The following is a 12,343-nucleotide window of genomic DNA, read 5'->3' as shown; positions in this document are numbered from 1 at the left end:
TGTTCTGACCGTTGATCCGGTTCAGGATTCTGTGTTCTAACCGCCTGAGGCAGGCATTTTCAGACAGTCAGGACCGTCGTGACCTCTTCCCGCAGATATACGTTCCGGCGCGTTTGGCCCTCTCTCGCAGGGTCGGGCACCTCTGGGTTTTCTGCCGCGATCATCGCGGGGATCTGCGCAGGCGCCTCTGGCGCCGTGGCGCAGGACGCCGCCCCGGCGCCAGGATTTGCCACTGCGGCGCAGGTCGACAACTTTGATGCGCCCACTCTGGAGCCACCCGCTGCACCGGGGCTCAATTTCTACGGCACCCCCGGCCTGATGGACACGCCAAGCGCCGAAATGCTGCCGGACGGGCATTTCGCCACCACCTTTTCCTGGTTTGGCGGGCAAAGCCGCTACAACCTGACCTTCCAGGCGCTGCCTTGGCTCAGCGCTTCCTTCCGCTACAACGGCATCCGCAACCTCAACCTCTTTGGCTTCAACACCTATTACGACCGCGGCTTTGACGTGCGCTTCCGTCTGCTGCGCGAGCGGCGCTACCTGCCGGAACTGACCATGGGATTACAGGATTTCGCCGGCACCGGGGTCTATGCAGCGGAATATCTGGTCGCCACCAAGCGGATCGAGACGCCGCCCCTGCGTTTTGGCGGCGCGCCCGGGCGCAGCCCCGGCCAACTGAAAGTCTCGGCCGGTCTGGGCTGGGGGCGGCTCGGCTCTTACGGGGCGATTGGCAATATCGGCGGCAAGCGCCCCAGTTTCGTCGGTGGCGGCACCGGCGGTAACCTCTCCTATGACCAATGGTTCCGCGGCGATTTCGCGCCTTTTGCAGGTATCGAATGGCAGGCCAATGAACGCTGGTCCGTCAAGGCGGAGTATTCCTCGGACGCCTATGTGACCGAGACCCGCATCTCCAATGTTTTCGAGCGCAAGTCGCAGGTGAACTACGGGCTTGAGTACCAATGGTCCAAGACCACCCGCATCGGCGCCTATTACATGTATGGCTCCGAACTTGGCATCACCGCGCAGTTCCAGCTGAAGCCCCGGCACCCGATCATCGCGACCCAGGTGCCCGCCCCGGCGCCCATCGTGCCGCGCAGCCAATGGGCCACGAAAGAGGAACACTGGAGCCAGGATTGGACCGAAAGCGAATATAAACGCACCCGGTTCCGCGATCTGGTGGCTGAAGGGCTGAAACCGCACGGGTTGATCCTGGAGGCAATCGACCTCAAGGGGACCGAGGCCGAGGTGCGGTTCCGCAACCCGCGCTACCGCTCTTATGCCATCGCAGTGGGCCGGGTGGCGCGCACCATGGCGCTGACGCTGCCGCCTTCGATCGAAACCTTCCGCATCATCCCGGTGCGTTCGGGCATGGGCCTGTCCACCACGGTGATCCGGCGCTCCGATCTGGAAGAGCTGGAATTCTCGCCCGAGGCCTCTGATGGTCTGATGGCGGTGGCGGCGGTGACCGGCGCCGGGCCGCTGCCGGAGACGGCAATCTTCTCCGAGGAACTTTATCCCGCCTTCACCCGCTCCATCAGCCCCTATGCGGCGCCGGCCTATTTCGACCCGGCCCGGCCGTTCCGGCTGGATGTAGGGGTGGATTTTGCGGCGGGCTATTCCCCGGCACCGGGCTGGCGCATCGCCGGCACCATCCGCCAGCGGGCCTGGGGTAACGTGCAGGACGGGCGGGCCTCGAACTCGGTGCTGCCGCATGTGCGCACCGACCAGTCCTTTTATGCGCAATATGGCACCACGCTGGAAAACCTCTACGTGGACCGCAGCTGGCAGCCGCGGCGCAATGTCTATGCCCGCCTGCGCGCCGGCCTGTTCGAAAGCATGTATGGCGGTCTGTCCGGCGAGGTGCTGTGGAAACCGGTTTCCAGCCCGCTGGCGCTGGGGGTCGAGGCCAATTACGTCATCCAGCGCGATTACGACCAGCGCCTGTCCTTCCGCGATTACAAGACCTTCACCGGCCATGCCTCGGCCTATCTGGAACTGGGCGAAAGCTATCAGGCGCAGGTCGATGTGGGGCGCTACCTGGCCGGGGATTACGGCGGCACCTTCAGCCTGTTCCGGGAGTTCGAGAACGGCTTCAAGGTCGGCGGCTTCTTTACCCTGACCAATGTCTCGGCTGCCGATTTCGGCGAAGGCTCCTTTGACAAGGGGTTCTACTTCCGCATTCCGCTGGGCTGGCTCCTGGGCAAGGAAACCCGCAACGCCTACGGGCTGACCATCCGCCCGATCCAGCGCGACGGCGGCCAGCGCGTCGGCGGGGTCGGCGGTCTTTACGGCGATGTGCGCACCGCCCACCGCCGCAGCCTGCGGGCGCAACGGGCGAGGTTCTGGGAATGATCATGGCACAGCTGACCCGCCCCCTGCGCGCATTCGCCGGGATCCTCAGCGCTGCGCTTGTGCTGGTCGCCTGCAGTGGCGGGCCGCAGGATGCACCGCTTGAGGTGGAAATCATGCAGGTCGTCGGCCAGCAGGTGAAGCAACGCCTGCAGCGCAAGCCCGAACGCCCGCCGGTCACCCGGGCGCTGCTCGACAGCCTGGACGAGACTTATATCGAGGTCACCATCGAGGACGATGGCCAGCGCGCCTATCTGCAGCCGCAGCTGGTAAAACGGGACAGCACCCCGGGTCAGGTCACCGTCTGGCTGACCGAGGATGCGGTGACGCTGGCGATGCGCAACGGCGTGCTTACAGCCACCCGCGGGCTGCGCAACGACATGCTGTCTTCTTCGGCGCTGGTCCGCGAGACCGGCGGCGTGATGGGTCCCGCGGGTACCGGCGCGCGGCGCTATGAATTTGCCGCGCTCGACAACCGGTCGCAGGTCTTCACCCTGGCCTGCACCGTCTCTGATCTGGGCCCGGAGACCATCGAAATCATCGAGTTAACCTATCAGACCCGGCATCTGCAGGAACGCTGCGAATCCGGCCCGGGGGGCGAATCCGGCGTGGTGGTCAACGATTACTGGGTCGATTCCCGCAGCGGCCATCTGTGGCAATCGCGGCAATGGGCCGGTCCCACCACCGGCTATCTGCGTATCCGCCAGCTAACACTTTGAGCGAATTACCGCCTTTTTCGCCTTATTTTCCCCGCATTTCGCAGGGGGGGAGCGGTTTTCGCGCAACGCTCGAAAAAAATGTAATATTGCGCTTTCCTCAACCACTCCTTTCATTGAACCGAAAGGATATTTCGCATAGGTTCACTATCAAAAGATCTTCACAGGAGTTTGGATCATGAAACAGTTCTTCGCAGCATTTGCACTAGCCGCAATGGCAGCAACATCCGTATCCGCACAGGCAACTGGCGCCGCAGCTGCCGGTAACGGCGGCGGCAGCGGTGGTGCAGGTCTCGGCGGCGGTCTGGGTGCAGGCGGTATCGCAGCAGGTGTGGTCGCGGCAGCGGTCATCGTTGGTGTTGTCACCAACGACGACAACGAAACCGGTACCACCACCACCACCACCACGACCGGCAACTAAGCCAGAAGGTCGCAGTCGGCATTATCCGGCACATGATATTTCGAAAAAGCGGGTCTTCTGTGGCCCGCTTTTTTGCACCCTGTTGAAGCCTCTTTCACAGCGGTTTATAGCCAAGGGTCAGACGCCTGACGATCCAGTCTTTGCCCCGTGTCCTGGCAGGATTTTGGCACGTTTCCCGGCCCGAACAGGAAGAAAAGGACCCCGGCATGAGCGATCCAGAGGCGCGGATTTGCGTGATCGGCCTTGGCTATGTGGGCCTGCCGCTGGCGGTGGCCTTTGGCCAGCAGCGCCCTACCCTAGGGTTGGACATTGATGCCAGCCGCATCGCTGAGCTGCGCGGCGGCCGGGATCGCACCGGCGAGATCGCCGCCGAGGATCTGACCGGGGCAGGCCAGCTTTCCTTTACCTCGGACCCAAGCGAAATTGCCGGTTGCACGATCTTTATCGTCACGGTTCCGACCCCGGTGGATGCCAGCCACCGCCCGGATCTGACGCCGCTGCTGCGCGCCTCGGAAACCGTCGGCGCCGCGCTGAAGCCCGGCGATCTGGTGATCTATGAAAGCACTGTCTATCCCGGCGCCACCGAAGAAGACTGCGTGCCGGTGCTCGAAGCCGCCTCCGGTCTGGTGTTCAACCGCGATTTCCACATCGGCTACTCGCCGGAGCGGATCAACCCCGGCGACAAGACCCGTCGCCTGGCCGATATCGTCAAGGTCACCTCCGGCTCGACCCCCGAAGTGGCGGCGCAGGTCGATGCGCTTTACCGCCAGGTGGTGCAGGCAGGCACCCATCCCGCGCCCTCGATCCGGGTGGCCGAAGCAGCCAAGGTGATCGAGAACAGCCAGCGCGACATCAATATCGCCCTGATCAACGAGTTGGCGATGATCTTCAACCGCATGGGTATCGATACCGAGGCGGTGCTGCAGGCGGCTGGCAGCAAGTGGAATTTCCTCAACTTCCGCCCGGGCCTTGTGGGTGGGCACTGTATCGGTGTTGATCCCTATTACCTGACGCATAAGGCCGAAAGCCTTGGCTATCACCCCGAGATCCTGCTGGCGGGGCGGCGGCTCAACGATGGCATGGGTGCCTATGTGGCCGGCGAAATGGTCAAGGCGATGCTGCGCCGCGGTCTGCCTGTCGCAGGCGCGCGGGTGCTGGTGATGGGGCTGACCTTCAAGGAAAACTGCCCCGATCTGCGCAACACCCGGGTCATCGACGTACTGCGCGCGCTTGAGGAATTCGGTGTTCTCCCCGAGGTCCACGACCCCCATGCCGACCCCGAGGAGGCGCTGCGAGAATATGGTATCTCCCTGGTAACCGAGCCCGCCGCGGGGCGCTATGACGGGGTGATGCTGGCGGTGGCCCATGATACCTTCCGGCAGATGGGCGCCGAGGCGATCCGCGCCTATGGCACCCCCGGCGCGCTGCTTTATGATCTGAAATACATCCTGCCGCCCGAGGCCTCGGACCTGCGCCTCTAGGTCGTCAGACACAGCTATTTAACGGAAAGAAGACCCAACCCATGCGCAAACTCTTTGGCACCGACGGGGTGCGCGGCACCGCCAACACCCACCCGATGACCGCCGATATGGCGCTGCGCATCGGCGCTGCCGCCGGACGTTATTTCCGGCGCGAGGCCGGCGGCGTCCACCGGGTGGTGATCGGCAAGGACACCCGTCTCTCCGGCTATATGTTCGAAAATGCGCTGACCGCCGGTCTGACCTCCACCGGCATGAACGTGCTTCTGCTGGGGCCGGTGCCGACCCCGGCGGTGGGGTTGATGACCCGCTCGATGCGCGCCGATCTTGGCGTGATGATCTCGGCCAGCCACAACCCGGCCGAGGATAACGGCATCAAATTCTTCGGCCCCGACGGGTTCAAACTGTCGGATCAGGCGGAGATCGAGATCGAAGCCCTGATCGAAGCCGGGGTGGAACCGGCGCAGGCGGGCAATATCGGCCGCGCCAAGCGGATCGACGATGCCCGTTTTCGCTATGGCGAGCGGGTGAAATCCTCGCTGCCGCGGGATATCCGTCTGGATGGGCTGAAGGTAGTGGTGGATTGCGCCAATGGCGCCGCCCACCGCGCCGCGCCGGAAATCCTCTGGGAGCTGGGCGCCGAGGTGATCGCCATGGGCACATCCCCCGATGGCACCAATATCAACCGCGGCTGCGGCTCTACCCAGCCGCAGGCCGCGGCCGAAATGGTGGTCGCCCATGGCGCCCACGTGGGGATCTGCCTGGATGGGGATGCCGACCGGGTGATCGTCATCGACGAGAACGGCGCCATTGCCGATGGCGATCAGTTGATGGCGCTCTTGGCCGCGCGCTGGTCCGAGGCAGGCCGACTTGCGGGCGGCGCACTGGTGGCCACGGTGATGTCGAACCTCGGGCTGGAACGCTTCCTTCAGGACCGGGGTCTCAGGCTGGAACGCACCGCCGTTGGCGACCGTTACGTGGTCGAGGCGATGCGCGCGGGCGGGTTCAACCTCGGCGGCGAACAATCCGGTCATATCGTGATGAGCGATTACGCCACCACCGGCGACGGGCTGATGGCGGGGCTGCATGTGCTGGCCGCCATGGTGCAGACCGGGCAGGCGGCCTCGCAACTGGTGCGCCAGTTCGATCCGGTGCCGCAGCTTCTGAAGAACGTGCGTTTCGGCGCCGGGCAGGCACCGTTGGAAGAGACCGGCGTTCAGGATGCGATCCGCGATGCCGAGGCCGCGCTGATGGGGCAGGGGCGTCTGCTGATCCGCAAATCCGGCACCGAGCCGCTGATCCGGGTGATGGCGGAATGCGAGGATGACGCCCTTCTGATGCGCACCGTGGATCAGGTGGTCGAAGCCGTCGAAGCCGCAACCGCCTGACGGGTCCCTGGATCAGGCCGACAGGCGCGGGGCTTCTTCTTCCATCAAATCCTGATCTGATGCGCTCTGGCCGGTGCGGAACCGGTCCAGCGCTGCGGCCATGGCCTGCGCCTCCTGCGACAGGGAGATGGAGGCCGAGGTTACCTCTTCGAAAAGGGCGGCATTCTTGGTGGTGGCATCGTCCAGATTGGCCACCGCGCCATTCACCTCCTGCAGGTTGCTGGACTGTTCGGCCGAGGCGCGCGAGATATTCTGCATCAGCTCGGCGGCGCTGGAGACCGATTGCGAAATCTCGTTTATCACCTCGCCGGTGCGCCCGACCAGATCCGCGCCCAGTTCCACATGTTCGCTGCTTTCGGCCACCAGACTGGCGATCTCGTTGGCCGCCTCTTTCGAGCGATGCGCCAGGCTGCGCACCTCCGAGGCCACCACCGCAAACCCCTTGCCCACGGATCCGGCCCGCGCCGCCTCGACCCCGGCATTCAGCGCTAGAAGATTGGTCTGCTGGGCGATGCTGTCGATGAGGCCGATGATCTTGGCGATCTTGTCCGAGCTTTCCTTGATCGCCTCCATGGCGGCAAAGGTGCGCTGGACCACATCCATGCTTTCGCTGGCGTTGCGGCGCGCGGTCTCTACCGAGGCCGAGGCCTCGCCCGAGGCCTGCGCCGTGCTTTCGACCGAGACCGACAGCTCGTTGAGCGCTGCCGCGGTGGAGGCCAGGGTCTGCGCTGAATGCTCTGAGCGGGCTGACAGATCGCGCGCGGCGCCGGAAATCTCGGTGGTGCCGCTGGCGGTGGACTGGCCGCTCTGGCTGAGGCTGCGTACGGAGTCTTCCAGCGCGCCAAGCGCCCGGTTGAAATCGTCGCGCAGCTTGCCGTAGCCCGCGCTCATCTCGTCGTGGATCCGTACCGTCAGATCGCCTTCGGCGAGCCGTTCCAACCCCTGACCGATGGCGCTGACGGCAGCCGTCTGCTGCGCCAGATGCTGTTGGCGTTCGGCCTCGGCCGCCTTTGAAATCTCTTCCTTTTCCACCAGCCCGTTGCGGAACACCGACAGGGCCTGGGCGATGCGGCGGATTTCGCTGCTGGAACGATCAAAGCCGATGACCGGGCTGAGATCGCCGCCCGCCAGGTTTTCCGTGGTCTCGCTGATCCGGATCAGTGGCCGGGTGATCAACAGCCGGGTCAGCACCAGCGCCGCCAAAAGCACCGCCGCCGAGACCGCCCAGAGGGTCTGCATCCGGGTTTGCGCTGCCTTCACATCGTGGGAGACGGAGCCGGCCATCTCGGCGATGGCGCCTTGGTTGTCGGCGCTGAGCGCAGCCGCCCGCAAGGCGATTTCGGCCACCGTACTGGCCGCCTCCTGCGAGGCAGAGACGGTTTCGGCGCGGGCGCGGATCGTGGCAATCCGCGAGGCGGCAAGGCCGGTCTCCGGATCGGCATCGGCAGCGATCTGTTCCAGATCGGCAGCGAATTGCCCGCCAGCAATATCGCGAAATGCCATCAGCGCCGTGGCCGCCGCCTGCAGCGGCGCAGCGGCCTCTTCGACTGCGGCGGTGCGATCGGCGGCCAGCACCTGCAGCGCCGCCACCTGCAGAGCGTTGACCTGCGTGTTCATTTCCAGAAGCTGTTTCAAGACGCCGATTTCATTGTCCAGCAGGCCCTGCACCGCATCGCGGCTTTCCTCGACGGTTTCCTCGGCGACGATTTCCAGCACAAAGACCATGTCCTCGATCGCCTTGTGCAGGACATTGGCACTGGCCTGGCGGTGATCCAGCACCAGGGGGCGCAATTCTTTCTGTTCAGAGCGGCGCGCGTTCATCATCTGGTCAAAGATGGCAAGCGCCTCTTCGACGATGCCGGCTTCAACCGGGTCTACCTCCATCTCCACCAGCAGCTCGGGCAGGTTTTCCAGCCGCGCGGTCGAGCTTTTGGCGATATTGGACAGGGCTTTTTTCAAAGACGGATCCCGGGTCTGCCCCAGCGCCAGCGCCACCCCGGACAGAAGGTTGATATCGCCCTGCGCCTCCAGAAGGCTTTGCAGGTCGGCAAAATTTTCCTCCACCAGCACCAGAAGCGCGTCTTCGATCGAGGACATCGTGGCATCGCCCCCGGTCTGCAGGTTGGAATAGGCGGCCTCGGCAGCGCTCAGCAGCGTGTTCTGCAGATGCTGGCTGTTCTCCTGCAGATCATCGATCTGCGCCGCGATCCGGGCCTCGCTGTCAAAGGTGGTTTCCCGCGCCACCATCAGCGCATTCAGCGACTGCACCGTCTGGGTCACCACGGCCTCATATTCGGCGCGTAGATCCGAGGGCAGGTCGGTGACCTCCTCCTGCAGGCGCTGGGTCGCCGCCTCCATCTGGCTGCGGCGGTCCTGCAGCTCTGCGGCATCATCGGCCAGCAGGATATCCGTCATCGCATTGCGGGTCAGGCCGGTGGCCTCGGTCAGCCGGGCGCTGACCTCCAGCTGCGGCAGCATGTCCTGAGTCAGCACCCCCATGTCATCGGACACCCGGGCAAAGACCAGCGACACCAACACCCCGATCCCGGCCGAGGCAGCCCCCATCGCCAGTAGGATCAGCACCAGCTTGGCCCCGATGCTGGAAAATGGCCGGAAGCGGCGCGCCGCGCGCGTCCCACCGGCTGCGGGATCTGCGGAGGACTTGTGAACCATGTTGTATCACCTGTAGCAAAGCACCGCCCGCCTGCCCGGCGGAGGGCCTGCGGATCGGGAGGGGGTCAAACAGCCACACCGTATCAGCCGGTGGTTTAATTTTATTTTAGCCCTCTCCCCCCTTTTTTCAGATAATTTGATCGGGTTGATTAGACGCGGTCACGCCCGATGTGCAGCCAGTTGCTTTTTGGGGCGAGGTCAGGCGGTTTCTAAATATTTTCAGTGCCCTGTACAGTTTCTAATCTGGTCTTCGGTCTCGTCTCTTCCCTGTTCGGGGCTGGATCGGGGCTCGCCGACCGCCTCCGCCGCGCCAGCGCCCCGTCCAAAAATATGCCCAAAATGCGACGCTTTGACGGTTTTTCTCCTGATTTGAACCGCTTACTAACTGTTAATGGCTAGTCTGCGTACCATCGGGGCAGAAACCGACGTCCGACTGCTGCCTGAACGCATCTTTGCCACCGGCAAAGGGCGCGTTGCAGGCGGCCCGGGCGCGATTTGGATCTGTCCTGAACGTGTCTGGCACCCGGCTGGCACCCTTGATACAGGGCCGGTCGTACTAGGATTTAAAGAGGTTTTCGGTGACGCAGGCAGAGCATGCCCAGGATGATACGGCGCTTCGCGCCCTGATCGGCGCAGCCCAGAGCCCCATGGCCCTGCTCGGCGGCGATGGCGCGATCCTGCATGCCAACAAGGCCTTTGCGCGCCTTGTGCCGCTGCGCCCGGGTCCGGCGCCGGGTATGCAGCAGTTCGTCTCCCCGCCGCCGCTGTCGCCGGAACGGCTCAGCCCCGGCGCAGGCCCGGCGCGGATCACCACCATGGCCGCGAGCGGGGACCGGCTGCACTGGAATATCAGCGCGCTGCGCCCCGGTCTGTTCCTGATCGAGCTGACCCGCTCCCAGAGTTTCTGGCGGCGCCGGTTCTATGCCCGGCTGCGGGGTCTCGCCCGTGCCACCCAGAGCCCGGTGATCTTCTGCAACCCGGAGCAGCGCATCCGCTGGATCAACCCCGCCTGCGAACGGCTCACCGGCTACAGCAACGGCGATGCACAGAACCTCAACCCCAGCGAGATCCTGCAAAGCGCCCACCTCGATCCAAAGGGTACCGCCCGCATCACCCGAGCGATGACAGCACAGCGACCGGTCACCGCCGAGCTGATGAATCGCACCCCCTCAGGCCGGGACTATTGGCAGATGCTGGATGTTACCCCGCTGCATGGCCCCGACGGGCAGCTCGAAGGCTATGTGGCGGTACTCACCGATATCACGTCTCTGAAACAGGCCGCCGAAGAGAATATGCGCAGCGCCCGACTGGGCCGGATCATCGAGGAAAGCCTGCACGAAATCTATGTCTTCGACCCCGACAGTCTGAAGTTCACAGAGGTGAATCGGGGCGCCCGTGAAAACCTCGGCTACAGCATGAAAGAACTGGCGCAGATGACGCCAGTGGACCTCAAACCGGATATTTCCCCCGAAGCCTTCCGCAAGATGGTGGAGCCGCTGACCTCGGGGCGGCAAAGCGTGCTGCGCTTCAAGACCCGCCACAAGCGCCGGGACGGCAGCTGCTATCCGGTGGAGATCACCCTGCAGCTGATGATAGACGATCAGCCCTGGTTCGTGGCCATGGTCCAGGACACCAGCCTGCGCGATGCCAGCCAGCAGGCGGCGGAAGTGGCCCATGCCAGGCTGGTGGCCGCGGTTGAGGCGCTGCCGGACGGCTTTGTCTACTATGATGCCGACGACCGGCTGGTGCTGGCCAATGCCCGTTACCGTGAAATCTATTCCGCCAGCGCCCCGATGATCCGCGAAGGTGTCCGGTTTGAGGATATCTTGCGCTACGGGCTGGAGCATGGCGAATATGAAGAGGCCAGGGGTCGCGAAGAGGACTGGCTGAAGGAACGCCTGGCCCAGCACCGCAAGGAAAGCGGCTCTTTGCGCCAGCGGCTCAGCAACGGGCGCATCCTGCAGATCTACGAACGCAACACCCCCGATGGCGGCCGGGTCGGCCTGCGGGTGGATGTCACCGAATTCGACGAGGCACGCGCCCGCGCCGAAGCCGCCAATGCCGCCAAGACCGCTTTTCTCGCGAATATGAGCCACGAGCTCCGCACCCCGATGAACGGTATCCTCGGCACCCTGCAACTGCTGGAAGACACCAGGCTCGACGCCGAGCAGAGCGAAATGCTGACCACCGCGGAAACCTCGGCTCAGGGGCTGCTGTCGATCCTCAACGACATTCTGGATCTGGCCCGCATCGAAGCGGGCAAGGAAGAGCTGAACATCGCACCTTTCGTGCCGAAGACGATGCTGGAGCAGGTCGCCTCGCTGCACCGGGTAGTAGCCGAGCGCAAGGGCGTGGCGCTGGAACTGGTGCTGGCACCGGGCACCGGCACGGCGCGGCTTGGCGATGCCCGCCGGATCGGCCAGATCCTGCATAACCTCTGCGGCAATGCGCTGAAATTCACTGAAGTTGGTGAGGTGCGGCTCAGCGCCGAACTCTCGGGCGACGGGCATTTGCGCCTTGAGGTGCGCGACAGCGGCATCGGCATGACCCCGGAAGAGCTGCAGCGGGTGTTCGGAAAATTCGAACAGGCCGACAATTCCAGCACCCGCACCTTTGGCGGTACTGGTCTGGGCCTAGCCATCGTATCTGAGCTGGTCACGCTGATGCACGGTCAGCTGGAGATCGTTTCAGAGCCGGGGCAGGGCACCACCGTACAGGTGCGGCTGCCGCTGGCGCAGGCCGATGATATCGATGAGGATGCCGTTGCAAGCCCCGAGGCAGAGGCTGGGCCGGGCGACGATCTGCTAGCCCTCCCATCCGAGGCTCCATCCGCGCCACCTCTTGACAAACCCACACAATTTGAGCCCTCTGATCGGCCAAATCAATCTGACCGACCACTGCGCATCCTGGTGGCCGAGGACAATGCCACCAACCGGCTGATCATCCGCAAGCTACTGAACCGGATGGGCCATCAGGCAGTGCTGTGCCACGATGGGGCAGAAGCCATCGCGGCCTGGAAACCCGGAGCCTTTGACTGCCTGCTGATGGATATTTCCATGCCAAAGCTCTCCGGCATCGAGGCGCTGCACGAGATCCGCAAACAAGCTGGTGGAGCGGATCTTGCCCCGGTCTTTGCAGTAACCGCCCATACCATGCCGGACCAGGTGGACTCGCTGCTGGACGAAGGGTTCGACGGGGTGCTGAGCAAACCGATCCGGACCATGGACCTGAGCCAGGCCCTGCTGCGCTGCCGGTCCGAGAGCAGGCGGGTAGATCTGTGATCGGCTCCTGCTGTCTTTATTCAAAACCGAAACTACT

Annotated in this window: 7 protein-coding genes; 6 read left to right on the top strand and 1 reads right to left on the bottom strand. The window is 64.1% G+C overall.

Annotation, left to right across the window (positions count from 1 at the left end):
* Positions 1-78: 78 nt before the first annotated feature.
* From AC5SSZ_RS00210 to glmM, 5 genes are all read left to right on the top strand, one after another.
* The gene (locus tag AC5SSZ_RS00210; RefSeq protein ID WP_274838608.1) at positions 79-2,352 is read left to right on the top strand and encodes a YjbH domain-containing protein; all 2,274 of its coding nucleotides are present in this window, start codon (positions 79-81) and stop codon (positions 2,350-2,352) included.
* Between the two features lie 2 nt (positions 2,353-2,354).
* Positions 2,355-3,068 carry a YjbF family lipoprotein gene (locus AC5SSZ_RS00205; RefSeq protein ID WP_274838609.1) on the top strand — a complete coding sequence of 238 codons (714 nt, stop codon included), beginning with the start codon at positions 2,355-2,357 and terminating at the stop codon, positions 3,066-3,068.
* Positions 3,069-3,243: 175 nt separating this feature from the next.
* Positions 3,244-3,486, top strand: coding sequence for a hypothetical protein (locus AC5SSZ_RS00200; protein ID WP_495436049.1), 243 nt, complete (start codon positions 3,244-3,246; stop codon positions 3,484-3,486).
* Between the two features lie 206 nt (positions 3,487-3,692).
* Complete coding sequence (tviB, locus tag AC5SSZ_RS00195; RefSeq protein WP_274838611.1) at positions 3,693-4,967, top strand: Vi polysaccharide biosynthesis UDP-N-acetylglucosamine C-6 dehydrogenase TviB; 1,275 nt, start codon at positions 3,693-3,695, stop codon at positions 4,965-4,967.
* A 41-nt stretch (positions 4,968-5,008) separates the two neighbouring features.
* Positions 5,009-6,352, top strand: a complete 1,344-nt coding sequence (gene glmM, locus AC5SSZ_RS00190) for a phosphoglucosamine mutase (RefSeq protein WP_274838612.1) — start codon at positions 5,009-5,011, stop codon at positions 6,350-6,352.
* Between the two features lie 12 nt (positions 6,353-6,364).
* Here the strand turns inward: glmM and AC5SSZ_RS00185 are convergent, their stop codons facing one another.
* Complete coding sequence (locus AC5SSZ_RS00185; protein WP_274838613.1) at positions 6,365-9,025, bottom strand: methyl-accepting chemotaxis protein; 2,661 nt, start codon at positions 9,023-9,025, stop codon at positions 6,365-6,367.
* 578 nt (positions 9,026-9,603) lie between these two features.
* Between AC5SSZ_RS00185 and AC5SSZ_RS00180 the strand changes: the two genes are divergently transcribed.
* Positions 9,604-12,306, top strand: coding sequence for a PAS domain-containing hybrid sensor histidine kinase/response regulator (locus AC5SSZ_RS00180; protein WP_274838614.1), 2,703 nt, complete (start codon positions 9,604-9,606; stop codon positions 12,304-12,306).
* Positions 12,307-12,343: the final 37 nt, after the last annotated feature.

It is taken from the genome of Phaeobacter sp. CC-HEC084 (assembly GCF_059429255.1).
Note: the sequence above shows the minus strand (reverse complement) of the source record. Positions and strands in the feature narration are given on the sequence as shown.